22 protein-coding genes are annotated in these 23,133 nt (G+C 74.1%); 16 read left to right on the top strand and 6 right to left on the bottom strand.

Translation table 11 applies throughout. The annotated features are described in order from the left end of the window. Window positions 1-24: 24 nt before the first annotated feature. Window positions 25-1,062: a hypothetical protein gene (locus tag GA0074696_RS28565; RefSeq protein ID WP_088963952.1), complete on the bottom strand. Its 1,038-nt coding sequence runs from the start codon at window positions 1,060-1,062 to the stop codon at window positions 25-27. Window positions 1,063-1,192: 130 nt separating this feature from the next. Here GA0074696_RS28565 and GA0074696_RS28560 point away from each other — a divergent pair, with 130 nt between their 5' ends. Continuing rightward, a complete protein-coding gene (locus GA0074696_RS28560) occupies window positions 1,193-2,233 on the top strand; it encodes a S66 family peptidase (RefSeq protein WP_088963951.1) in 1,041 nt (346 codons plus the stop codon). Between the two features lie 76 nt (window positions 2,234-2,309). On the opposite strand, the gene GA0074696_RS28555 is transcribed toward GA0074696_RS28560, so the two are convergent. Further along, window positions 2,310-3,221 carry a cyclase family protein gene (locus GA0074696_RS28555; RefSeq protein WP_088963950.1) on the bottom strand — a complete coding sequence of 304 codons (912 nt, stop codon included), beginning with the start codon at window positions 3,219-3,221 and terminating at the stop codon, window positions 2,310-2,312. A gap of 382 nt (window positions 3,222-3,603) precedes the next feature. Then, entirely contained in the window at window positions 3,604-4,506 is a 903-nt protein-coding gene (locus GA0074696_RS31545) for a helix-turn-helix domain-containing protein (protein ID WP_197700790.1), read from the bottom strand. A 163-nt stretch (window positions 4,507-4,669) separates the two neighbouring features. Here GA0074696_RS31545 and mfd point away from each other — a divergent pair, with 163 nt between their 5' ends. The 4 genes from mfd (at window position 4,670) to GA0074696_RS28530 (ending at window position 11,888) form a co-directional block, all read left to right on the top strand. Further along, window positions 4,670-8,314, top strand: a complete 3,645-nt coding sequence (gene mfd / locus GA0074696_RS28545) for a transcription-repair coupling factor (RefSeq protein WP_088963949.1) — start codon at window positions 4,670-4,672, stop codon at window positions 8,312-8,314. Between the two features lie 61 nt (window positions 8,315-8,375). Next, a complete protein-coding gene (locus GA0074696_RS28540; RefSeq protein WP_088964865.1) occupies window positions 8,376-9,161 on the top strand; it encodes a DUF4179 domain-containing protein in 786 nt (261 codons plus the stop codon). A gap of 2 nt (window positions 9,162-9,163) precedes the next feature. Next, window positions 9,164-10,144, top strand: coding sequence for a nucleoside triphosphate pyrophosphohydrolase (locus GA0074696_RS28535; protein ID WP_088963948.1), 981 nt, complete (start codon window positions 9,164-9,166; stop codon window positions 10,142-10,144). Window positions 10,145-10,268: 124 nt separating this feature from the next. Continuing rightward, window positions 10,269-11,888 (top strand): DUF885 domain-containing protein, encoded by a 1,620-nt coding sequence (locus GA0074696_RS28530; protein WP_088963947.1) that lies wholly within the window; start codon window positions 10,269-10,271, stop codon window positions 11,886-11,888. 6 nt (window positions 11,889-11,894) lie between these two features. Here the strand turns inward: GA0074696_RS28530 and nudC are convergent, their stop codons facing one another. After that, on the bottom strand, window positions 11,895-12,833 hold the full coding sequence (gene nudC / locus GA0074696_RS28525) for an NAD(+) diphosphatase (RefSeq protein WP_231925182.1): 939 nt from the start codon (window positions 12,831-12,833) through the stop codon (window positions 11,895-11,897). Further along, on the bottom strand, window positions 12,830-13,522 hold the full coding sequence (locus GA0074696_RS28520) for a hypothetical protein (RefSeq protein ID WP_088963945.1): 693 nt from the start codon (window positions 13,520-13,522) through the stop codon (window positions 12,830-12,832). The genes nudC and GA0074696_RS28520 overlap by 4 nt, the downstream gene beginning before the upstream one ends. Before the next feature lie 233 nt (window positions 13,523-13,755). On the opposite strand from GA0074696_RS28520, the gene eno reads away from it, so the two are divergent. From eno to GA0074696_RS28495, 5 genes are all read left to right on the top strand, one after another. Continuing rightward, window positions 13,756-15,039, top strand: coding sequence for a phosphopyruvate hydratase (gene eno, locus GA0074696_RS28515; RefSeq protein ID WP_088963944.1), 1,284 nt, complete (start codon window positions 13,756-13,758; stop codon window positions 15,037-15,039). Window positions 15,040-15,069: 30 nt separating this feature from the next. Beyond that, window positions 15,070-15,693: an FtsB family cell division protein gene (locus GA0074696_RS28510; RefSeq protein ID WP_088964864.1), complete on the top strand. Its 624-nt coding sequence runs from the start codon at window positions 15,070-15,072 to the stop codon at window positions 15,691-15,693. Window positions 15,694-15,727: 34 nt separating this feature from the next. Beyond that, a complete protein-coding gene (locus GA0074696_RS28505; protein WP_088964863.1) occupies window positions 15,728-16,282 on the top strand; it encodes a DUF501 domain-containing protein in 555 nt (184 codons plus the stop codon). A gap of 1 nt (window position 16,283) precedes the next feature. After that, window positions 16,284-16,796: an amino-acid N-acetyltransferase gene (locus GA0074696_RS28500; protein WP_088963943.1), complete on the top strand. Its 513-nt coding sequence runs from the start codon at window positions 16,284-16,286 to the stop codon at window positions 16,794-16,796. Window positions 16,797-16,978: 182 nt separating this feature from the next. Then, window positions 16,979-17,926: a Ppx/GppA phosphatase family protein gene (locus GA0074696_RS28495; protein WP_088963942.1), complete on the top strand. Its 948-nt coding sequence runs from the start codon at window positions 16,979-16,981 to the stop codon at window positions 17,924-17,926. A 1-nt stretch (window position 17,927) separates the two neighbouring features. On the opposite strand, the gene GA0074696_RS28490 is transcribed toward GA0074696_RS28495, so the two are convergent. Further along, the gene (locus GA0074696_RS28490; RefSeq protein WP_088963941.1) at window positions 17,928-18,581 is read right to left on the bottom strand and encodes a hypothetical protein; all 654 of its coding nucleotides are present in this window, start codon (window positions 18,579-18,581) and stop codon (window positions 17,928-17,930) included. A gap of 120 nt (window positions 18,582-18,701) precedes the next feature. On the opposite strand from GA0074696_RS28490, the gene GA0074696_RS28485 reads away from it, so the two are divergent. From GA0074696_RS28485 to GA0074696_RS28460, 6 genes are all read left to right on the top strand, one after another. After that, a complete protein-coding gene (locus tag GA0074696_RS28485; protein WP_088963940.1) occupies window positions 18,702-19,034 on the top strand; it encodes a PadR family transcriptional regulator in 333 nt (110 codons plus the stop codon). Further along, a complete protein-coding gene (locus tag GA0074696_RS28480; RefSeq protein ID WP_088963939.1) occupies window positions 19,031-20,074 on the top strand; it encodes an HAAS signaling domain-containing protein in 1,044 nt (347 codons plus the stop codon). The genes GA0074696_RS28485 and GA0074696_RS28480 overlap by 4 nt, the downstream gene beginning before the upstream one ends. A 108-nt stretch (window positions 20,075-20,182) precedes the next feature. Next, entirely contained in the window at window positions 20,183-20,710 is a 528-nt protein-coding gene (locus tag GA0074696_RS28475; RefSeq protein WP_088963938.1) for an LppU/SCO3897 family protein, read from the top strand. A 225-nt stretch (window positions 20,711-20,935) separates the two neighbouring features. After that, complete coding sequence (locus tag GA0074696_RS28470; RefSeq protein ID WP_088963937.1) at window positions 20,936-21,622, top strand: dienelactone hydrolase family protein; 687 nt, start codon at window positions 20,936-20,938, stop codon at window positions 21,620-21,622. 19 nt (window positions 21,623-21,641) lie between these two features. Beyond that, window positions 21,642-22,355, top strand: coding sequence for a uracil-DNA glycosylase (locus GA0074696_RS28465; RefSeq protein ID WP_088964862.1), 714 nt, complete (start codon window positions 21,642-21,644; stop codon window positions 22,353-22,355). A gap of 20 nt (window positions 22,356-22,375) precedes the next feature. Then, complete coding sequence (locus tag GA0074696_RS28460) at window positions 22,376-23,119, top strand: DUF4129 domain-containing protein (RefSeq protein ID WP_088963936.1); 744 nt, start codon at window positions 22,376-22,378, stop codon at window positions 23,117-23,119. Window positions 23,120-23,133: the final 14 nt, after the last annotated feature.

The following is a 23,133-nucleotide window of genomic DNA, read 5'->3' as shown; positions in this document are numbered from 1 at the left end:
CCTTCCCCACGATTTCCGCCGGCTTCACGCGTCCGGCCTGGTTTCCAGCCGCCGCCCCGGCCGTCGGGCGGCCCGGCGGCCCCGCACCAGGGTGGCGGTGAGCAGGCCCAGCAGCCCGAGCGCGACCCAGACCAGCAGGCCGGCCAGCGGCCACCGGGCGGCCCGCAGGTCGAAGTAGACCGCCGACTTGACCAGATCGGTGGCCAGCCCGGGGACGTTCCAGCGGTGCATGCCGCGCAGGAACGCGGGCAGGAACTCCGGGGCGTAGATCCCGCCGGAGCCGGGGTTGCCGAGCACCACCAGCAGCAGGATCACCAGTCCGGTGCCGAGCAGGCCCAGCCAGGCCTGGACGGCGGCGGCGACCATGGCGGCGGCGAAGGCGGCGAGCATGCCGACGGCGGCGAGCGTCGGCAGGTCGTGGTCCCAGACGTCGAGCACCGGCCCGACCAGCAGCGTGGCGATCACCGCCAGCAGCACGGCGTACACCGCCAGCGAGGCGATCCGCAGGCCGGCCCGGCGGAGACTGCGCGGGGCGGTGCCGAGCGAGATGCCCAGCGCGGTCGACGCCAGGTAGCCGCCCAGCACCAGGCCGACCGCCAGGTAGAACGGCACCAGGCCGCGCGGGTCGTCGGCGGAGACCGGCACCTCGTCGGTGACCTCGATCGGGCTCTGGGCCCGCCCGGCGGCGGTGGTCAGCACCCGGGTGACGAGTTCCGTGGCGGCGGGCGCGGACGCGCTGGCGGTGGTCAGCAGGAGCTTTCCCTCGGGCGTCGAGCTGAGCACCGCGTACACCTCGCGGCCGATCAGGCCGTCGTCGGCCGCGGCCCGGTCGTCGTACTCGATGGGTTTGATCGTGTCGGTCTGGCCGCGCACCCCGGCGAGCACGGCCTGGGCGCGCTGGTCGCCGACGACCACGCCGACCGGGACGTCGCGCGGGGTCGGCTGGTGCAGCGCCCCCACGTAGGCCGCGATGAACGCCGTGGCCAGGGCCAGGGTGCCGACCAGCAGGGCCGCCGTGCGCGGCAGCCACTCGCGGGTCCGCAGCTCCGGCTCCTCGTCCACGTCGCCAGCCTAGGGCCCCACTTGCCCGTGTTCGGGGCGTTTCGCCCGCCCTGCCCGGCGGGGCCCGCCACCGGCTCGGGTCGGGCGGACGACCGGAAAACCCGTTGGCCGCGCTCGGTAGCGTCCGGACATGACCTTCCCGACCTACCCGCGCAAGCCCCGCCCCGGCGACCGGGTCGCGGTCGTCTCACCCTCCGCCGGCCTGCCGGGTCTCTTCCCCCACGTGTACGAGCTGGGCCTGCGCCGGCTGCGCGAGGAGTTCGGCCTGGAGCCGGTGGAGTATCCGACGACCCGGACGATGGGCGCCGACCCGAGGGACCGGGCCCGGGACCTCACCGCCGCCTTCGCCGACCCGACGATCACCGCCGTGCTGGCCACCGTGGGTGGCGACGACCTGATCACGGTCACCCCGCACCTGGACGACGCGGTGCTGCGGGCCAACCCGAAGCCGTACTTCGGCTACTCCGACAACACCAACGTCCTCAACCACCTGTACCGGCTGGGCATCGTGGCGTACCACGGCGGGTCGGTGCTGGTGCACCTCGGCCGGTCCGGCAGGCCGCACCCGCTCACCTTCGACTCGCTGCGCGCCGCCCTGTTCACCTCCGGCTGGTACGACCTCACGCCCGCCCCGGAGTGGGGCGACGAACCGCGCGACTGGCGCGACCCGGCCACCCTGACGCAGGAGCCGGTGATGTTCCCCGGCACCGGCTGGCACTGGCAGGGCCCGGCGACCGTGGTCCAGGGGCGCACCTGGGGCGGCAACCTGGAGATCCTGCACTGGCTGATGGCCGCCGACCGGGTCCCCGCCGCCGCGGAACTGGCCGGCTCGGTGCTGGTGCTCGAAACCTCGGAGGAGCTCCCGAGCGCCCAGGAGGTGTTCCGGATCGTGCGGAACATGGGCGAGCGCGGACTGCTCGCGACCTTCCCCGCCGTCGTCGTCGGCCGCCCCAAGGCGTGGGACTTCGACAACCCCCGGCCGGTCGCGGACCGGCTGGCGTGGGCCCAGGCGCAGCGGGAGGCGGTCAGCCGGGCGCTGGCCCCGTACCGCCCCGACGCGGTGGCGGTCTTCGACGTCGACCTCGGCCACACCGACCCGCAGCTGATCATCCCGTACGGCGGGGAGATCCGGGTGGACGCCGTCGAGCGGCGGATCTCGGTGCGCTACTGAGCAGCGGTGCCGGCTGTCCTGGCCCTGTTTCCGGTTCCACCGGTGCCCGCGTCCGGCCGGCCGCCGGGGAGTCGGGTCAGCCGACGACGGCGAAGGCGCGGACCGGGAAGGTGCCCATGCCGGCCACCATGGGTGGGGCGGCGGTGAACCGGAACCTGTCCGGGGGCAGGGCGTCCAGGCCGGTCAGGTGCTCCACGATCGGGATGCCGGCGGCCAGCAGCGCGCTGTGCGCCGGGCGCTCACCCCCGGACGCCGGGCTCATGTCGTCGATGTTGATCGAGTCGACGCCGACCAGCGCGGCGCCCGCCTCGACTAGGGCGCGGGCCCCGTCGCCGGTGAGGTACGGGGCGTCCGGCGCGCCGTACCGGTCGGTGCCGAAGTGCGCGGACCAGCCGGTGTGCAGCAGCACCGCGCGCCCGGCGACGTCGTACGGCGCCAGCAGCAGCCGGTCCACCGCGCGGGTGCCGGCCGGCACCCGGACCACCAGGCCGGGCAGGTCGGCGAGCCGGTCCAGCGGGACGCCGGTGAGGTCGACGCCCTCGGCCCAGCGGTGCGCGGGAGTGTCCAGGTACGTCCCGGTGTTGGCGATCATGTCGATCCGGCCCACCTGGAACTCGGTGCCCGGGGCGTAGTTCGCCCGGGAGGCCTCGCGGGTCAGCCACTCGCTGATCCGGGGGCCCGGCCAGCCGGGCAGGGTGGTCATGCCGTCGGTGATCACGTGACTCAGCTCGACCAGGCGTCGGCCCTGGTCACCCGGGTCGGCGCTGACGCCCCGGCCGCCCTTGTGCGGCTCCTCGATGATCGTCCGGCCGGTGATCCGTACGTCGGCGACCATCAGCAGCCCGAGGTGCCGGACGAAGAGCGCGGCCAGCGCCTCGTCGTCGATCTCCCGCCCCGGGATGTCCAGCCGGAACCCCTCGGTCCGCAGCCCGCCCCCGTTGGCGAACGTGACCTCCGCGTCGAACTGCGCCCGGTACTGCTCTCCCATCCACCCACCCGACCACGCCCACCCACCCCAGTCAAGATCCACCCGCCCGCCCCCCGTGCAGGATCCGCGCACTTTCGGAGAATTCGTGGCCTCCGGCGCGGAAATAGCCCCGCTTTCCGTGAATCTGCGCGCATGGAGCGGGGCGTGGGTGGGGTGGGGGAGGGGGAGGTGCCGCGCCTGGGGGGTCGCGGCACCTCCGTGTCGGGCGGGGCCCTGCGGGGCCTGCCGGTCCCGGCGGGGGCTGCGGGCCTCCCCGAACAGGTCCGCGCACCCCCGCCGGCCGCCTCGTCGTGCGGCTCGGTCCGGGTCGACGTGGTCCATCCTGGGGGCGGGGCAGCTTCGGGGTCTTGAAGATTCTTGCTCGAATGGCGGCCGGGGTCGGTCAGGCCGCCTCGGCGGCGGTGAGCAGCCGGCGCAGCCGGGCCGGCGGGTGGCCCACCCGTTCCCGGACCACCCGGGTCAGGTGCGCCTGGTCGGCGAAGCCGTGGTCGGCGGCGACCGTGCCCAGCGGCTGCCCGTCGTCGGCGGCCAGCACGTCGAGCACCGCGCGGACCCGCAGCCGGTTGCGGTACGCGGTGAGGCTCTGCCCGGTGACCCGCTGGAACACCCGGCTCAGGTGGTGCGGCGAGCAGCCCACCTGCTCGGCCACCTCGGTCAGCCCCAGCCGGAAGTCGGAGCCGGCGAGCACCTGCCGGGCCCGGTCGGCCAGCCGGCGGTGCGCGGCCAGGGTGGCGGGACGCCGGCCGACGGCCCGTTCGATCTCCGCGCCGGGCTCGCCGGCGCCGATCGGGCTGGCGCTGAGCAGCCGGCCGACGAAGCGGTGCATCCGCTCGGTGAACTCGAACCGGTCCACGCCCCGCGCGCAGCGGGCCACCAGCATCCGGTGTTCCAGGTCGAGGCGTTCGTCCACGCTGCCGTCCCAGCCGCGCCGGTCCAGCCACTGCGCGGCGTCCGGCCGGTCGGCCAGCAGCTCCGGTGACAGCTCCAGGCAGGTGTAGACGTCGCCGTCGCCGAGCGGGTGGCTGACGTGCATCTCGTCGCCGGGCCGGCTGAACAGCACCGAGGTGGCGTCGGCGAAGGTGAGCTGCCCGTTGAGCCGGCGCAGCGAGGCCCCGGAGCGGCCGAGGAAGACCCGGTGGCCCAGGTTGGGCAGCGGCCCGTGCCAGCCGGGATCGTCGACGAGGCAGCGCACCTGGTAGAGCAGGGCACCGTCGGTGACGCCCAGCACCCGCCACCGACCCGCGGTGGTCCGTGCCCGGGGATCACCGCCGACCTGGTCCGGCATCGTTCCTCCCGTCGCCGGGGCCGCCGGCGGATCCGGTACCGACCCGACCGCCACGGCTCCACCCCGGATTGTCTCCCGAGCGGGATAGTCTCGACAGGTGCACCCCCCGTCCGGCTGGACGCGGGGCCGTCGCCGTGCGTCGATTTCCTGGAAGTGATCACAGATGCTCACCGGACTCTTCTCCGCCGCCCTGGCCGATCCCGGGCTGGCCCGGGCGCGTGACCTGGCGCGCTCCGGTGCCGCCCAGGTCGACGGCCTCGACCTCACCGCCCCGGCGGCGCTGCGCCCGTTCGCCGTGGCCGCCGTCGCGGCCGATCCGGTCGAGGCCGGTGGTGGCGCGGGCCGCCCCGTGCTCGCCGTGACGGCCACCACCCGCGAGGCCGACGACCTGGCCTCGGCGCTGGGCAGCCTGCTTCCGCCCGAGCAGGTGGCGGTCTTCCCGTCCTGGGAGACGCTGCCGCACGAGCGGCTCTCGCCGCGCTCCGACACCGTCGGCCGCCGGCTGGCCGTGCTGCGCCGGCTGGCGCACCCGCAGTCGGCCGACGCGCACGGTCGTACGGGCCCGCTGCGGGTGGTCGTCGCGCCGGTGCGGTCGCTGCTGCAACCGCAGCTCAAGGGGCTCGGCGATCTCGAACCGGTGCAGCTCACCGCCGGCGACGAGGCCGATCTGGAGGAGGTGGCCCGCCGGCTCACCGACATGGCGTACGCGCGGGTCGACCTGGTCACCAAGCGCGGCGAGTTCGCGGTGCGCGGCGGCATCCTGGACGTCTTCCCGCCCACCGACGAGCACCCCTCCCGGGTCGAGTTCTGGGGCGACGAGGTGGAGGAGATCCGCACCTTCGCCGTCGCCGACCAGCGCACCATCGAGCAGGTCCCGCAGCTGTGGGCGCCGCCCTGCCGGGAGCTGCTGCTCACCCCGTCGGTGCGGGAGCGGGCCGCTGCGCTGGCCGGGGAGCACCCGGAGCTGGCCGAGATCCTCGACAAGCTGGCCGAGGGCATCCCGGTCGAGGGGATGGAGTCGCTGGTCCCGGCGCTGCTCGGCAACGAGAGCCTGGAGCTGCTGCTGGACTGCATGCCGGCCGGCACCCACGTACTGCTCTGCGACCCGGAGCGGATCCGCACCCGGGCGCACGACCTGGTCCGTACCTCGGAGGAGTTCCTCCAGGCCAGCTGGGCCGCGGCCGCCGTCGGCGGCCAGGCCCCGGTCGACCTCGGCGCCGCCGCCTTCCGGACCCTGGCCGAGGTACGCGCGGCGGCCCGCACGCGGCGCCAGCCCTGGTGGACCCTCGCCCCGTTCGGCCTGGTCGAGGCGGACGCCACCGCCGGAGTCCGGCAGCCCTGGGAGGACGAGCCCGCCGAGGTCGACGTCACGCCCGACGACGCGATCGCGGTGAGCCTGGCGGCGCAGCCCGCCCCGCTCTACCACGGCGAGACTTCCCGGGTGGTCGACGACCTCAAGCGCTGGGCCGGCGAGGGCTGGTCGATCGCGCTGGTCTTCGAGGGGCACGGCCCCGCCGAGCGGGCGGTCGAGGTGCTCCGCGACGCCGGTCTGGGCGCCCGCCTGGTCGAGGAGGTGCCGGCCGCGCCCGCTCCCGGCGAGGTGCTGGTGAGCTGTGGCTGCCTGACCGCCGGCTTCGTCGACGAGGCGTCCCGGTTCGTGCTGCTCACCGGCAACGACGTCACCGGCGGCCGGGGCACCTCCACCCGCGACATGCGGAAGATGCCGAGCCGGCGGCGCAACACCATCGACCCGCTGGAGCTCAAGGCCGGCGACCACGTGGTGCACGAGCAGCACGGCATCGGCCGGTACGTCGAGCTGGTGCAGCGCACCGTCAACGGCGCCTCCCGGGAATACCTGGTCATCGAGTACGCGCCGAGCAAGCGCGGCCAGCCCGGCGACCGGCTCTTCGTCCCCACCGACCAGCTCGACCAGCTCAGCCGCTACGTCGGCGGCGAGCAGCCCACCCTGCACAAGATGGGCGGCTCGGACTGGCAGAAGTCCAAGGCCCGCGCCCGCAAGGCGGTCAAGGAGATCGCCGCGCAGCTGATCCAGCTCTACGCCGCCCGCAAGGCGTCCAAGGGGCACTCGTTCGGCCCCGACACCCCGTGGCAGCGGGAGCTGGAGGACGCCTTCCCCTGGCAGGAGACGCCGGACCAGCTCGCCGCGATCGAAGAGGTCAAGCGGGACATGGAGCAGACCGTCCCGATGGACCGGCTGATCTGCGGCGACGTCGGCTACGGCAAGACCGAGATCGCCGTACGGGCCGCCTTCAAGGCGGTGCAGGACGGCAAGCAGGTGGCCGTGCTGGTGCCCACCACGCTGCTGGTGCAGCAGCACTACAACACCTTCGCCGAGCGGATGGGCCAGTTCCCGGTGACCATCCGGCAGCTGTCCCGCTTCCAGACGCCGAAGGAGTCCGAGCGGACCTTGGAGATGATCGCCGACGGCACCGTGGACATCGTCATCGGCACCCACCGGCTGCTCCAGACGGCGACCCGGTTCAAGCAGCTCGGCATGGTGATCATCGACGAGGAGCAGCGGTTCGGCGTCGAGCACAAGGAGCACCTGAAGACGCTGCGCGCCTCGGTGGACGTGCTGAGCATGTCGGCCACCCCGATCCCGCGGACGCTGGAGATGGCGATCACCGGCATCCGGGAGATGTCCACCATCGCGACCCCGCCGGAGGAGCGGCACCCGGTGCTCACCTTCGTCGGGGCGTACGACGACCGGCAGGTGGCCGCCTCCATCCACCGCGAGCTGCTCCGCGACGGGCAGGTCTTCTACCTGCACAACCGGGTCGAGTCGATCGACAAGGCGGCCCGGCGGCTCCGCGAGCTGGTGCCCGAGGCGCGGGTCGCGGTGGCGCACGGCCAGATGGGCGAGGACGCGCTGGAGAAGGTGATGGTCGGCTTCTGGGAGAAGGAGTTCGACGTCCTGGTCTGCACCACGATCGTCGAGTCCGGCATCGACATCCCGAACGCCAACACCCTGATCGTGGAGCGGGCCGACCTGCTCGGCCTGGCCCAGCTGCACCAGATCCGGGGCCGGGTCGGCCGCGGTCGGGAGCGGGCGTACGCGTACTTCCTCTACCCGCCGGAGAAGCCGCTGACCGAGCACGCCCACGAGCGGCTGGCCACCATCGCCCAGCACACCGAGCTGGGCGCCGGCATGTACGTGGCGATGAAGGACCTGGAGATCCGGGGCGCCGGCAACCTGCTCGGCGGCGAGCAGTCCGGCCACATCGAGGGCGTCGGCTTCGACCTGTACGTCCGGATGGTCGGCGAGGCGGTGTCGGCGTTCAAGGGCGAGCGCCAGGAGGAGGAGGCCGACGTCAAGATCGACCTTCCGATCGACGCGCACCTGCCGCACGACTACGTCGGGGTGGAGCGGCTGCGGCTGGAGATGTACCGCAAGCTGGCCGAGGCCCGCGACGACGAGCGGCTGCGCGAGGTGGTCGCCGAGATGACCGACCGGTACGGCGAGCCGCCCGCCCCGGTGCAGAACCTGGTCGCGGTGGCCCGGTTCCGCCTGCTGGCCCGCCGGTACGGCCTGACCGACGTGTCGATGCAGGGCAAGCACCTCCGGTTCGGCCCCCTGCCGCTGCCGGACTCCAAGCAGCTGCGGCTCAAGCGCTACCACCCGGACTCGGTCTACAAGCAGGCCACCGACCAGGTCAGCGTGCCGCGGCCGAGCACCCGCCGGGTCGGCGGCGAACCGCTGCGCGACCAGGCGCTGCTGGAGTGGTGCGCGCAGCTCCTCTCCGACGTGCTGGGCGAGCCGGCGGCGCTGGCCGGGGCGTCGGCGTGAGGCGGCCCGCCCGTGGTGGGCGGCGTCACAGCGCCGTACCGGGCATGAGAGAGTGACCGGCATGCGTGCACGCCGTCTCATCGCCGCCGCCAGCGTCGCGGCTCTCGGTGTCCTCTCCCTCGCCGCCTGCGGGAAGTCCTCGCCCGACGTGGCCGCGTACGTCGGTGACCGGACCTACTCCGTCGACCGGGTGGACGCGATCTACGACGACGCCCAGGCGAAGTACGCGGAGGCGATCCGCCAGAGCGCGACGCAGACCGGCGTCACCCCGCAGGCGGAGCAGCTCCGCTCCCGGGTGACCCGGCAGGACGTGGTGAACCTGCTGGTCAGCGTCGACCTGGGCAAGCGGGTCGTGGCGGAGCAGGGCGTCCAGGTGCCGGACCAGGTCACCCCGGAGCAGCTCGCTCAGCAGCTCCAGATGCCGCCGCAGGCGGAGTTCGCCAAGCTCTGGGGCGAGTGGGCCGACATCTCCATGGTGCTCAGCCAGAAGCTGCCGCCGGCCGACCTCAGCGACGCCTCGGTGATGGCCGTCTACCACGCGATCGAGGAGACCGGCGGGATCCAGTCCGGGCTCTCGGTGGGCGAGGTGCGGCAGCTCTTCGGCGAGGGCGGCTTCGTCCGTACCGCGTCGGCGCTCAGCGCGGCGCTGGAGGAGCAGGCCGACAAGGTGGACCTGTCGGTCAACCCGCGCTTCCGGCCGCTGGGCGTCCCGTCCTGGGTCAACAAGGGCCAGGAGCTGGTCTTCTACGCCCTGCCGTACGTCGACGCCAGCGGCCCGGTGACCGACATCTCGACCCCCGAGCCGGTCGCCACCCCGGCGGAGCCGGCCGGGTCGGTGGCCCCCTGAGCATGTCCGCACGGATCGTCCTGCTGGTCACCTCGCCCCGGCTGCCGGCCGGCCTGCTAACCGCGGCCGCCTGGGACGTCGTCCGCTCCGCGCCGGTGCTGGCCGGCGGGGAGAGCGCGCTGACCACGGCGGTGCGGGCGGCGGGCGCCGAGGTCACGGTGGTCGAGGCCGGCGCGACGCAGGCGCTGCTCGACGCGGTGGCGGCGCACGGGACGGCGGTCTGGCTGGCCGGTCCCGCCGGTGACGAGGCGCTCGCCCGGGAGCTGGGCCTGCGGCTGGCCCGCCAGCCGGGGCTGGCCGAGCTGGAGCTGATGTACGGCTCGTGGGACCCGCCCGGGGCGCGGCTGCTGGACGCGGTCGAGGTGATGGACCGGCTCGCCTCGCCCGGCGGCGACCCGTGGAAGCGCTCGCAGACCCACCGCAGCCTCGCCGGCTTCCTGTTGGAGGAGTGCTACGAGGCGTACGACGCGATCAGCGCCGACGACACCGACGCGCTCCGCGAGGAGCTGGGCGACGTGCTGCTCCAGGTGCTGCTGCACGCCCGGCTGGCCGAGGAACTGCCCGAGGGCGAACGGTGGAGCGTCGACGACGTGGCGGGCGGCCTGGTGGACAAGATGGTCCGCCGCAACCCGCACGTCTTCGCCGGCGCGGAGACGGGCACGCTGGAGGAGATCGAGGCGAGCTGGGAGCGGATCAAGCAGGCCGAGAAGGCCCGCGCCTCGGTGCTGGACGGCATCGCGCTGAGCCAGCCCGCGCTGGCCCTGGCCGCCAAGATCCTGGACCGCGCCGGCCGGATCGGCCTCGCCGTCCCGCCGCCGCTGGCCGACACCCAGGTCGACCCGGAGGCGCGACTCGGTGCCAGCCTGCTGGCCACCGTCGCCGCCGCCCGGCAGGCCGGCATCGACCCCGAGGCCGCCCTGCGCCGCACCACCCTCGCCTACGCCGAGGCGGTCCGCAGCGCCGAACAACCCCCCAGCCCCTGACCACCCGCCCGTCCCGTCGATCACGAGGTCGACGGGACGGACTCCGACATCCGCCCCGGCAACCTCATGATCGACGGAGGTCGGTGGGCGGGTGCCGGGACGGCGCGGTCGGTAGGGTCGGGGAATGGAAGAGTTCGTGCCGCTGGCGGAGCGGATCGTCGAGGCGTTGCTGGAGAGCCGCCCCGGGCTGGCCACCTCCGCCGGTGACCACCGGTACGACGACCGGCTGCCCGATCTCTCCCCGGAGGCCGTCAAGGCCGACCAGGCGATGCTGCGGGAGGCCGCCGATGCGCTCTCCGAACTCGACCCCGACGCGCTCGACGTGGAGGAGCAGGTCGACCACGCGCTGCTCAGCGCCCTGGTCGACCGGGAGCTGTTCGAGCTCGGCGAGATCCGCGGGTACGAGTGGGACCCGCTGCGGCACAACCCCGGCCCACTGCTGCACGCGGTGCTCGCCCGCCCGTACGCGCCGGTCGAGGAGCGCCTGACCCACCTGGCCGGGCGGCTGTCGGCCGTACCCGATGCCCTGGCGACCGCGCGCGCGACGCTGCGCGACATGCCCCGGATCCACGCCGAGACGGCGGTGGGGCAGTTCACCGGCACGGCGGCGCTGATCCGCGACGAGGTGCCGCTGCTGCTGGCCCAGGCGCCCGCGCTGTTCGACCGGGTGGAGCCGGCCGCCACCGCGGCGATCGCGGCGCTGGAGGAGTTCGTGGCGTGGCTGCGCATCGGTCTCGCGGCCGACGCCGGGCCGGGGCGCGACCCCCGGCTGGGGCGGCGGCGCTGGGAGGCGCGGCTGTGGCACACCCTCGACACCGAGCTGGGCGCCGCCGAGGTGCAGCGCCGCGCCTGGGCCAACCTGGACCGGGTCACCGAGGAGATCCGCGCCGCGGCCGTCGAGCTGGTCGGCGGTCCGGCCGACGACGAGACGGTACGCCGGGCGCTGAACCTGCTCGCCGCCGAGCACCCCGACGACCACTCCATCGTGAACCTCGCCTCGACCACCCTGGACGAGGCGGTCGACTTCGTCCGGGACCGTGACCTGGTCACCCTGGTCGACGACCCGTGCGTGATCCAGGAGATGCCCGAGTTCGCCCGGGGCGTGGCCGTCGCCTACTGCGACTCGCCCGGCCCGCTGGAGACGGCGGCGCTGCCCACCTTCTACTGCATCTCGCCCACCCCGGCGGACTGGCCCGCGCACCGGGTCGAGTCGTTCTACCGCGAGTACAACGACCACATGATCCGCAACCTGACCGTGCACGAGGCGATGCCCGGCCACTTCCTCCAGCTCGCGCACGCCCGCCGGTACGCCGGCCCGACCCGGGTCCGCCCGCTGACCGAGTCCGGGGTGTTCATCGAGGGCTGGGCGGTCTACACCGAGGAGCTGATGGCCGGCCTCGGCTTCGGTGGCCTGCCGGTGCGGTTGCAGCAGCTCAAGATGCAGCTGCGGATGACCATCAACGCGCTGCTGGACCAGCTGGTGCACTGCGAGGACCTGCCCGAGTCCGAGGCGATGGCGCTGATGACGGGGCGCGGCTTCCAGGAGGAGGGCGAGGCGGCCGGCAAGTGGCGGCGTGCGCTGCTCACCTCCACCCAGCTCTCCACGTACTTCGTGGGCTACAGCGAGATGGCGGACATCGCCGCGGCGCGCCCCGACGGGGTGTCGGTGCGCGAGTGGCACGACGCGATGCTCGCGCACGACTGCCCGCCGCCGCGCCACCTGCGCACCCTGCTCGGCGTCTGATCCGGCTCAGCGCCGCCCGGCGGTCACCGCCGCATCGATCAGCCAGCGCGAGATGGAGTACGCCGGCGGCAGCTCCGCCGGCAGCGCGTCCAGCGGGAACCAGCGCGCCTCGGTCAGCTCCCGCCCGTCCACCACCGGCTCGGCGGACGGGTCGGCGGCGGTGGCGGTGAACCCGGTCAGCAGCGTCCCCGGCCCGGACATCGCCCACGGCTGGCTGCCGAAGTAGGCCACCCGGTCGACGGTCAGCCCGACCTCCTCGCCGACCTCCCGGCGTACCGCCGCCTCCAGCGTCTCGCCGGCCTCGACGAACCCGGCGACCAGCGCCCACAGCTCTGTCGGCCCGTACGCGTGCCGCACCAGCAGCAGCTCGTCGGGGCCGCCGGCCGGGCCGGGGCGGGTGATCGCGGTGAGCACGGCGGCGGAGAGCCGCATCGGGACGTACAGGTCGCAGCCGGGGCACCGGCGGGCGGTCTCGCCGGGCACGTCGGCCAGTTCGGCCCGGCACGCCCCGCACCACCGGTGGGTACGCCGCCAGGTGACCACGGCCAGCGCCCGCCCGGCCGCCGTGGCGAACGGCTCCGGCAGCTCGGCGGCGAGCGACCGCCAGCTGCGCCAGCGCCCCCACGACTCGGCGGCCTCGACGATGTCGGCCGCCCAGGCCGGTACGCCGTCCAGCGTGCCGACCGGTACCCATTCGGTGTCGGCGGGCAGCTCGCCGACGCGGAGGAACCGGCCGTCGGCGCGGGTCAGCACCCGGCGAGCCGAGACCGGCAGGGCCAGGTCGTCCGGCGCCGGCGCGGCGGTGCGGTCCGCCCCGGGAAGGAAGCCGTCACCGGTGGGCGTCGCCGGCCCGGACGCCACCGCCCCAGGGGCGGCTGGGGTCGGCGGCTGCTCGGCGGTGGGCGGCCGGTGGCCGGCGGGAAGGTCCGGGGAGGAGGGGGTCACGAGGTGGCCGGTCGGTGGTCCACCACGCCCGCGCCCGGTGGCACGTCGAAGGCGGCCGGGTCGACCGTATCGGTGTAGCGGGTCAACGCCACCTCGGTCGACGTGCCGTCGAGGGTGCCGGTGAAGCTGCCCAGCAACCCCTCGGTGGTGACGCAGGTGGTGAAGTCGCCGGCGGAGCGCCGCACGTCGACGCAGGTGGCGTGGTGGCCGGCGACGGTGGTGTCGCTCTGGGTGACCTCGGCGTCCGGGTCGAGAGCGGCCTCGGTGAGCAGCGCCATCACGGCCGGCGGGGTGACCAGGCCCCGCTTGTCCGCCTCGGTGTAGACGACCACCGCCGGCTTGCCGGCGGTCAGCTCCGGCGGCAGCACGGTGCAGGCGGTCCGGCCGCCGGTGTTCTCGCACCGGGTGACCGCCTCCTGGGTCACCGTGATCTTGCCGTCCGGCCAGGTGTAGGCGGAGCGCAGCGGCTCCTGCGTCTGCGCGATGGAGGCCGTCCGTCCGCCGGCGAACCGGTAGTCGGCGGCCCAGGTGCCGGTCAGTGCGCCGTCCATCCGGGCGGCCAGGTCGTTGACCAGGTCGGCCCGGCCCAGCGCCCGGCCGGCGTCGTCCAGGGTCTGGCATCCGGTCACCGTGAGCGACGCGGCGACCGACACGGCCAGCACGCGGAGGGTGGTCGATACGGCGGGCATGGCGACCAGCGTGGTCGATCGGGTCCACCCGACGCAAACCCGTTGCCGGTTGAGGCCCGAGAATCCGGGAATGTCCGTCTCACCCCGCGCGCCGGTGCGGATCCGGGGCGCGGTACGAACGGCGGGCGACGACGTGCGGCCGGCCGTCGCCCGATACGCTGCGTTCAACACCTGCCCCAGCCGCACCGTCGCGGCCCATACCGGATTCGCACACACGAACGAGGAGCGACTCAGTGGCAACCATCGAGGGAATCGTCGCCCGGGAGATTCTCGACTCGCGGGGCAACCCGACGGTCGAGGTCGAGGTCGGGCTCGACGACGGCACGATCGCCCGCGCCGCGGTGCCCTCCGGCGCCTCCACCGGCGCCTTCGAGGCGATCGAGCTGCGCGACGGTGACTCCGACCGTTACCAGGGCAAGGGCGTCGAGAACGCGGTTGCCAACATCGAGGACAAGATCGTCGACCAGCTCATCGGCTACGAGGCGAGCGAGCAGCGGCTGATCGACCAGAAGATGCTCGACCTCGACGGCACGGACAACAAGGCCGAGCTGGGCGCCAACGCCATCCTGGGCGTCTCCCTGGCGGTGGCGAAGGCCGCCGCCGGCAGCGCCGAGCTGAGCCTCTTCCGCTACCTGGGCGGCCCGAACGCGCACCTGCTGCCGGTGCCGATGATGAACATCCTCAACGGTGGGGCGCACGCCGACTCCAACGTCGACATCCAGGAGTTCATGATCGCGCCGATCGGCGCGCCCAGCTTCCGCGAGGCGCTGCGCTCCGGCGCCGAGGTCTACCACGCGCTGAAGTCGGTGCTGAAGAAGAAGGACCTGTCCACCGGCCTCGGCGACGAGGGCGGCTTCGCCCCGAACCTGCCGACCAACGCCGCCGCGCTGGACCTGATCGCCGAGGCGGTGGAGAAGGCCGGCTACCGGCTCGGCACCGACATCGTGTTCGCGCTCGACGTGGCCGCCACCGAGTTCTTCGACAACGGCACCTACACCTTCGAGGGCAGCGCGAAGTCCGCCGAGGAGATGAGCAACTACTACACCAAGCTCATCGGCGACTACCCGATCGTCTCCATCGAGGACCCGCTGTCGGAGGACGACTGGAGTGGCTGGGCCACCCTCACCGCGGCGGTCGGCGACCGGATCCAGATCGTCGGCGACGACCTCTTCGTGACCAACCCGCAGCGCATCGCCCGGGGCATCGCCGAGAACGCCGCCAACGCGGTGCTGGTCAAGGTCAACCAGATCGGTTCGCTGACCGAGACCCTCGACGCGGTGGACCTGGCGCACCGGGCCGGCTTCAAGTGCATGATGAGCCACCGGTCCGGCGAGACCGAGGACACCACCATCGCCGACCTGGCCGTCGCCACCGGCTGCGGCCAGATCAAGACCGGCGCCCCGGCCCGCTCCGACCGGGTGGCCAAGTACAACCAGCTCCTGCGGATCGAGGAGGAGCTGGCCGACGCGGCGCGGTACGCCGGCGCGGGCGCATTCCCGCGTTACCGTTCGGCCTGACGCGCCAAGCCTCGGGGGAGGGGTGTGACGATGCAGCAGCGCCGCACACCGGGCGGTCAGCGCCCCGCCCGTCGACCGACCGGTCGGCCGGGCGGGGCCCGTGGCGCCCGGCCGACCGTGCGCGACGGCGGGATCCGCGCCGAGCCGCGGGCGGCCGCCGGCCGGACGCGGGGCGCCGAGGGCGTACGCTCCGCGAGCCGTCCCGCCGCCGCCCGTCGTACGGCGGCCGGCGGCACCATCAAGCGGCTCACCGCACCCCACCCCCGACGCCTCACCGGGCGGGCCACCGTGCTCTTCGCGGTGCTGATCGCGCTCGCCCTGGCCTACACCTATCCGGTCCGGGTCTTCCTCGACCAGCAGGTGGACATCGAGCGGATGGAGGCGTCGCAGGCCGCGCAGCGGCAGCGCATCTCCGACCTGTCCGCCGAGGCGGCGAAGTGGCAGGACAAGGAGTACATCAAGATCCAGGCCCGGGAGCGGTTCTACATGGTCCCGCCGGGGGAGGTCCCGGTGATCGTGCTGAACGACCCGGAGGGCGCGGCCCGGGACGCCAACGCCGGCAAGCCGCCGGTCCCGCCGAAGACCCCCGACCCCTGGTACGACACGCTCTGGTCCAGCGTGCGGGCGGCGAACGGCGAGCGCCCCGAGAAGTGAGCACCACCCGAGCACCGAACGAGAGATGGGCACCGTGACTGTCGTACCACCGCAGGAGCCGGCGGCGGATTCCGTACCCCTGCCGCAGCGGGAACCGGCCACCGAGGCCGACCTGGCCGCGGTGGCCGCGCAGCTCGGACGCCCGCCACGCGGTACCCGGGCGGTGGCCCACCGGTGCCCGTGCGGACTGCCCGACGTGGTGGAGACGACGCCGCGGCTGGCCGACGGCACGCCCTTCCCGACGCTGTTCTACCTGACCTGCCCCCGTGCGACCGCGGCGTGCAGCCGGCTGGAGTCGGCCGGGCTGATGAAGGAGATGGCCGACCGGCTCGCCGAGGACCCGGAGCTGGCCGCCCGCTACCGCGCGGCGCACGAGGACTACCTCGCCCGGCGGGAGGCGATCGGCCAGGTGCCGGAGATCGCCGGCATCTCCGCCGGTGGCATGCCGGGCCGGGTGAAGTGCCTGCACGTGCACCTGGGGCACGCGCTCGGCGCCGGGCCGGGGGTCAACCCGTTCGGCGACGAGACGCTGGCGCTGGTGGAGAAGTGGTGGGCGGCCGGGCCGTGCGTGGACGTGCCGGCGGAGTGAGATGAGCGCCGCCGACGAGATCGTCGTACGCCGGGCGCGCACCGGTGACGTGCGGGGCATCCGGCGACTGGTCGACACGTACACCGACGACCGGCGGCTGTTGAGCAAGGCCACCGTCACCCTCTACGAGGACGTGCAGGAGTTCCGGGTCGCGGTGACCGGCGACGGCACCGTGGTCGGCTGCGGCGCGCTGCACGTGATGTGGGAGGACCTGGCCGAGATCCGGACGGTGGCGGTGGACCCGGTGTGCCGGGGCCGCAAGATCGGTCACCGGATCGTGGGCGAGCTGATCGACGCCGCCCGGGAGCTGGGCGTCGCGCGGATCTTCGTGCTCACCTTCGAGACCCGGTTCTTCGGCGCGTTCGGCTTCACCGAGATCGACGGGGCGCCCGTGCCGCATCCGGTCTACGAGCAGCTGCTGCGCTCGTACGACGAGGGTGTCGCGGAGTTCCTGGACCTGGAGCGGGTCAAGCCGAACACGCTCGGCAACACCCGGATGCTGCTCCGGCTGTAGCCGGTACGCCCTCGGCGTGCTGCCCGGTCACGCCCTCCGGATGCGGCCACGCCAGCGAGCGTGATACCTCAGAGGCATCAAGATGACTCTCAGGTATCACCCTCGACGAGGTGATGCCGCCGGCGGCGACCGACAGGTTGGGGCGGCGGGGCTGCCGTAGGGTTGCTGCCGTGACGACGCGTGTGGCCGCCATCGACTGCGGGACCAACTCCATCCGCCTGCTGGTCGCCGACCTGCCCGACCCGTCCGCCGGCGCGCAGGCGCCGCTGGTCGACCTGACCCGCCGGATGGAGATCGTCCGGCTCGGCCAGGGCGTCGACCGGACCGGCCGGCTCGCCCCGGAGGCGATCGAGCGGACCCGGGTGGCGCTGGCCGACTACGCCGCCGAGATCGAGAAGCTGGGCGCCGAGCGGGTGCGGATGTGCGCCACCTCCGCCTCCCGGGACGCCGCCAACGCCGGGGACTTCCGGGCCATGGTCGAACAGACCCTCGGTGCCGCGCCCGAGGTGGTCACCGGCGACGAGGAGGCCCGGCTCTCCTTCACCGGCGCGGTCCGGGGGCTGCCCGCCGACGCGGAGCCGCCGTACCTGGTGGTGGACATCGGTGGCGGCTCGACGGAGTTCGTCGTCGGCACCCGGGAGGGCGGGGTGCAGGCGGCCATCTCGATGGACATCGGCTGCGTCCGGATGACCGAGCGGCACCTGCACGGCGACCCGCCCACGCTGGACGAGATCGCCGCCGCGCAGGCCGACATCGCGGTCGCGGTGGACCGCGCGCTCGAGGCGGTCCCCGGCCGCCAGGCCGCCACGCTGGTCGGCCTCGCCGGGTCGGTCACCACCGTCGTCGCCATCGCCCAGGGCCTCACCGAGTACGACCCGGAGCGCATCCACCACGCCCGGGTGTCGTACGACCGGGTGGCCGACGTGACGGCCGACCTGCTGGCGAAGACCCGCGAGCAGCGGTTGGCCGTCCCGGTCATGCATCCCGGCCGGGCCGACGTGATCGGCGCGGGCGCGCTGGTGCTCCGCGTGATCATGGAGCGGGCCGGCATGCCGTCGGTGGTCGCCTCCGAACACGACATCCTCGACGGCATCGCCTGGAGCCTCGCCCCGCAGGACCGGCGTCAGTAGTTCACCGCGACGGCTGGCGCGTCCAGTCCGACCACTGCCCGCGCCCGTCCCCGGAGCCGCCCGACAGCGTGCCGGCCCAGTCCGCACCGCCGGTCCGAACCGGCGCCGGCTCCGGCGTCGGCTGTGGCGTGCCCAGGCCGAGACCGTCCACGCCCAGTGGGCGGTCCCGTCCCGCCGCGGGCGAGATGATCTCGTCCGGTACCAGCGCCGCGGGCGCGTCCGCGGCGGGCTGCGGCCAGCGCTGCCAGCGGCGGACGCTCACGACCCCGACGAGCAACAGCGAGCCCACCAGCAGTGTGGTCCCGGTCCGTACGGGGGCCGCCAGGTCGACCTGGTGGCCGCTCAAGGTCAGTTTGTGGTCGAGCAGTCTCATCACCGAGGCCGGGCGGACCAGTAGGCCCAGGTAACTGGCCGAGTAGACCAGCCCGGTCAGCGCCGCGCCCAGCGGGGAGATCCGGAGCGTGGCGATGAGCCCGAGCAGGATCCCGGCAGCCGCCAGCACCAGGGCGGGTCGAACGAAATCACTGCTGTCCAGCGTGCCGCCATCCTGTGCATTGGCGAACGCCTGTGCTGACCGGTCCTGGCCGAGGGCGAACAGGATCCAGGCCAGCGGACCCACGACGGCTGCGGTGATCACGGTTCGGATGTGTCGCATCCGGGCAAGGTACCGATCTTGCCCGTGGATCAGCAGGCCAGCTAAGCGAAACTTAATTCGAAGAATCGAACCGCGGCGAGGCGTTGACGGTACTACGCAATACGCACTACTCTCGAATCCGTGGATACCACGCAGCTCCTGAAGGGCGTGCTCGACCTGGCCGTCCTCGCCGTGCTCAAGGACGAGGACGGCTACGGTTACGACATCCTGCGCCGGCTCCGCGAGGCCGGTCTCGACGAGGTCGGCGACGCCTCGGTCTACGGCACGCTGCGCCGGCTCTTCGGCGCCGGCCTGCTCACCACGTACGTGGTGCCCAGCGAGTCCGGGCCGCACCGCAAGTACTACGCGCTGAACGCCGCCGGCCGGGAACAGCTCACCCGCTCCGGCAAGACCTGGCGCTCGTTCGCCACCACCATGGACAGGCTGCTCGACGATCGGGGGATGGCGGCATGACCGTCACTGGGCAGGAGATCACGGACTACGTGGAGCGGGTGCGGGCCGCACTGGCCGACCTGCCGCCGGCGGTCCGCGAGGAACTGACCGAGGACCTGCCGGAGCATCTCGCCGAGGTCGCCGCCGAGGACGGCGGCTCGCTGGTCGAGCGGCTGGGCGAGCCGGAGGCGTACGCGGCCGAGTTGCGCGCCGCGGCCGGCGCGGGCGAGCGGTCGGCCGGCCGGCCCGGCCTGGAGCAGCGGTTCGGCGCCGTCGCGGGCCGGGTCCGCGTCCGGCTCGCCGGCCTGGACACCCGACTGGGCCCCCTGCTCGGGTACGCCTCGGCGAGCGAGTTCCTGCGCCTGCTCCGCCCGGCGTGGTGGGTGCTGCGCGGCTACCTGGCGGCGTCGCTGCTGGGCGCGATGACCGGGGCGCCGCTGGCCGTGGTGCCCCGGGTGGGCAGCAGCGCGACGGCCGGGCTGGTGCTGCTGGTCGGCTGCGTGCTGGCGTCGATCTGGCTGGGCCGCCGGGCCGGCGAGCTGCGCCGCTGGCCGCGCCTCCTGCTGCGCGCCGGCACCCTGGTGCTCGTCGTGTTCGCCCTGGCCGCGCTGGTGCAGGTGGACGAGCGGGCCCGCTGGCACGGCGACTACGGCTACGACCCGATCTCGGTGCGCAACCCGTACGACGAGGTGCAGGACGTCTACGTCTACGACCGTGAGGGGCGGCTGGTGGAGAACGCCCGGCTCTTCGACCAGAACGGCACCCCGATCCGGCTCGGCTGGCCCTCCTGCACCGACCCGGCCCTGCCCGACGTCAGCCCGGTGCAGCGTGGCTACCCGTACTGCCCGGAGCAGGCTCCGTTCCGGCCCCGCCCGCCGGCCCAGGCGCCGGTCCCGCCGGGCACCGCCCCGACGACCGCCGCACCCTCCGCCACCGCGACGCCGACCGGTGCCGCGCCGACGCCGACCGTGAGCGCACCGGCGCCGACCGGGGGCGCACCCGGCCCGACGGTGACCGCGCCGGCCGGTCCGACCGCTCCGGCGGCCGTCCCGACGAGCTGAGGATCGACTGGAGGGAAATAGCTGAACGGATGAGGGGAACGGGACAGCGCATCTCGATCTTGATGGCTACGGTGTCGTCTGCTCGTCCACCCCTCGGAAGGATCCTCAGTGTCAGAGCAGGTAGCACCGCCCTCCGCGCCGCAGCCCGCGCAGGCCGCGCAGCCCGAGCAGCTCGCGCAGCCCGACCCGGCCCCGCAGGCCGACGCGACCGCGCCGGCGGCGTCCCCGGTCGAGCCGGCGGCGAAGGGAACCGGCGGCCGCAAGGCGCTGGGCATCATCGGCGCGGTGGTCGTGTTCCTGGTCGTCGCCGGCCTCAAGTTCGGCCTCGGCACGGCCATCGGGAGCTTCCTGAACTCCGACGAGACCGCCGAGGCCAAGGCCGGTGACTGCATCGCCGAACTGCCCGCGGTCACCGGCACCGAGGAGCGCTCGGTCAGCAGCGCCGAGGTCGTGAAGTGCACCTCGACCGAGGCGGTCTACACCGTGGTCGGCCGGGTGGAGGACCAGACCGAGGCGCAGGCCAAGAGCGGCCAGGCGTGCGAGCAGTACATCAAGCCCGGCGAGGACGGCTACGTCTTCTACAACATCGCCCCGGGCGGCAAGGGCTACCTGCTCTGCCTCACCAAGAAGGCCTGACCGGCCGGGACCACGAAGGCCGGACCGGCCTCGGCACGACCGTCGGACGGCGGCGCGGGAAGTCCCCGCGCCGCCGTCGTCGTACGCCGGTTCACCATGCGGTGAACGGGAGGTATATGCCACTGTTCTCGCGTCTTCCCGGCGCGCTCACGGCGTGGCAGGCTACCGGCACGTAGGACCACTGGGCGACCAGCCAACGATGACTGACCGCTAGGAGGACGGCCGATGGGCGAGATGGTGAGCTACGCCAGCAACGGTGGGACGGGCGAGGGGTATCTCGCGATACCCCCCGGCGGTGCGGCCAGCCCCGCGGTCATCGTCATCCAGGACTGGTGGGGTCTGGTGCCCCACATCCGGTCGGTCGCGGACCGCTTCGCCGAGGCGGGCTTCGTCGCCCTCGCCCCGGACTTCCGGCACGGTCAGCCGGCCAGCAAGCCGAGTGAGCCCCGGCAGATGCTGAACAGCGCGCAGATGGACGAGGCGGCGGCGGACATCGCGGTCGCTGCCGACTACCTCGCCGGACGGCCCGAGGTCACCGGCAAGGTCGGCTGCGCGGGCTTCTGCGCCGGAGCCAGCCTGGCCCTCTGGGCGGCCACCCGCTCCGAGCGGATCGTCGCCACCGCCGCCTTCTACCCCCGGCTGCCGTGGGAGGCGATGCGCTCCGAGTGGACCGACTACGCCGGCAAGGCGGCGGTCATCCACTGCTCCGAAGCGGACGGTCTCTCCGCCGCGGACGGCGTACAGACCGTCCGCCGGGCCATCGAGACGGCCGGCGGCACCTGCCAGACCTACGACTACCCGGGCACCGCGCACGCGTTCTTCAACGAGGACCGGCCGGAGAACTTCGACCAGCGGGCCGCCGCCACCGCCTGGGCACGCACCCTGGAACTCTTCCGGGCCAAGCTTGGCTGAGCCCCGTACCCCCGTGGAGGTGGTCGCCCGCGCCGCGCGGGCGACCGACCTGGCCGACCTCGACGGCGCCGTCAGCAACTGCTTCGCCTGCCCACGCCTGGTCTCCTGGCGGGAGGAGGTCGCCCGGACGAAGCGGGCGGCCTTCCGCGAACAGCACTACTGGGGTCGCCCGGTGCCCGGCTTCGGCACGTCGGACGCCCGGATCGGCATCCTCGGGCTGGCCCCGGCCGCGCACGGCGGAAACCGCACCGGTCGGATCTTCACCGGCGACCGGTCCGGCGACGTGCTCTTCGCCGCCCTGCACCGCGCCGGGCTGGCCAACCAGCCGACCAGCGTGGCCGCCGACGACGGGCTCACGCTGCGGGACACCCGGATCTTCGCCGCGGTGCGGTGCGCGCCGCCGGACAACAAGCCCACCCCGGCCGAGCGGGACACCTGCGCGCCGTGGCTGCACCGCGAGGTCGGGCTGATCCGGCCCACCCTGCGCGTCGTGGTCGCGCTGGGCGCCTTCGCCTGGGCCGCGTGGTGGCCGGTGCTGCGCGACGTGTACGGCGTCCGCCCGCCCAGCCCGCGACCGGTCTTCGGGCATGGGGCACACTGGTCCGGGACGGCCGCCCCCGAGCTGCTCGGTTGCTACCACGTCAGCCAGCAGAACACCTTCACGGGACGGCTGACACCATTGATGCTGGACGACGTGTTCGCCCGGGCGAAACAACTCGCCGGGGTGGACTGAGGCTGCGTGGGGCGGTGGCGATGGACCTCGGCGTGCTGCGCAGGTGGTGGCCCGTCCTCGCGGTGACCCTCCTGCTGGCCGCCGCGGCGCTCGCCGCCGGGCACTCCTCGATCGGCGCGAGCCGCATCCCGCCCGCCGCCAGGCAACTCCCGTACGTCCCGGACTACCCCTCCGCCGCGCCGGCCCGCTCCATCCCGATCGAGCCGCGCGCCGGCGCCGAACGGACCCAGGCCGACATCCCGCAGTGGATCGCGACGGTGGCGATCGTCCTGCTGGGCCTGGCCATCCTGCTGGCCCTCGGCTACCTGGCCTGGACCCTGATCCGGGGCGCCCTGCGCCGCACCACCCGGGCCGTCCCGGCCGCCCGCACCCGGCGCACCGCCGAGGGCACCGCCCGCGAGGTGGTCGCCGCCCTAGACGCCGGACTGGTCGAACTGGACGACGCCGACACCGACCCACGGACCGCCGTGATCGCCTGCTGGGTACGCCTGGAGGAGGCCGCCACCGAGGCGGGCGCGCCCCGGCGTACCGGGGACACCCCGACCGACCTGGTCACCCGGCTGCTGCGGGGCGACCCGGCCGCCGGGGTGCCCGCCATCGCCAGCGCCGACGTGCTGGACGGGTTCGCCCACGTCTACCGCGAGGCCCGGTACGCCACCCACACGGTGGACGCCCGGATGCGCGACCAGGCCCGGGCGGCGCTGCGCCGGCTGCGCGGCGAACTGACGGCCCTCGCCACCGCCGCCGAGGAGGTGCCGGCGTGAACGTGCGACCCGTC

The organism is Micromonospora purpureochromogenes, from assembly GCF_900091515.1.
Taxonomy (GTDB): Bacteria; Actinomycetota; Actinomycetes; order Mycobacteriales; family Micromonosporaceae; genus Micromonospora; species Micromonospora purpureochromogenes.
The sequence above is the reverse complement of the archived record's forward strand: the minus strand, read 5'-3'. Positions and strand labels throughout refer to the sequence as shown.

Excerpts from the sequence above, each read along its gene's own strand:
- GA0074696_RS28560 (WP_088963951.1), top strand. The coding sequence starts at position 1,193 with ATGACCTTCCCGACCTACCCGCGCAAGCCCCGCCCCGGCGACCGGGTC.
- GA0074696_RS28555 (WP_088963950.1), bottom strand. The coding sequence starts at position 3,221 with ATGGGAGAGCAGTACCGGGCGCAGTTCGACGCGGAGGTCACGTTCGCC.
- GA0074696_RS31545 (WP_197700790.1), bottom strand. The coding sequence starts at position 4,506 with ATGCCGGACCAGGTCGGCGGTGATCCCCGGGCACGGACCACCGCGGGT.
- mfd (WP_088963949.1), top strand. The coding sequence starts at position 4,670 with ATGCTCACCGGACTCTTCTCCGCCGCCCTGGCCGATCCCGGGCTGGCC.
- GA0074696_RS28540 (WP_088964865.1), top strand. The coding sequence starts at position 8,376 with ATGCGTGCACGCCGTCTCATCGCCGCCGCCAGCGTCGCGGCTCTCGGT.
- GA0074696_RS28535 (WP_088963948.1), top strand. The coding sequence starts at position 9,164 with ATGTCCGCACGGATCGTCCTGCTGGTCACCTCGCCCCGGCTGCCGGCC.
- GA0074696_RS28530 (WP_088963947.1), top strand. The coding sequence starts at position 10,269 with ATGGAAGAGTTCGTGCCGCTGGCGGAGCGGATCGTCGAGGCGTTGCTG.
- GA0074696_RS28520 (WP_088963945.1), bottom strand. The coding sequence starts at position 13,522 with ATGCCCGCCGTATCGACCACCCTCCGCGTGCTGGCCGTGTCGGTCGCC.
- GA0074696_RS28510 (WP_088964864.1), top strand. The coding sequence starts at position 15,070 with ATGCAGCAGCGCCGCACACCGGGCGGTCAGCGCCCCGCCCGTCGACCG.
- GA0074696_RS28500 (WP_088963943.1), top strand. The coding sequence starts at position 16,284 with ATGAGCGCCGCCGACGAGATCGTCGTACGCCGGGCGCGCACCGGTGAC.
- GA0074696_RS28490 (WP_088963941.1), bottom strand. The coding sequence starts at position 18,581 with ATGCGACACATCCGAACCGTGATCACCGCAGCCGTCGTGGGTCCGCTG.
- GA0074696_RS28480 (WP_088963939.1), top strand. The coding sequence starts at position 19,031 with ATGACCGTCACTGGGCAGGAGATCACGGACTACGTGGAGCGGGTGCGG.
- GA0074696_RS28470 (WP_088963937.1), top strand. The coding sequence starts at position 20,936 with ATGGGCGAGATGGTGAGCTACGCCAGCAACGGTGGGACGGGCGAGGGG.
- GA0074696_RS28460 (WP_088963936.1), top strand. The coding sequence starts at position 22,376 with ATGGACCTCGGCGTGCTGCGCAGGTGGTGGCCCGTCCTCGCGGTGACC.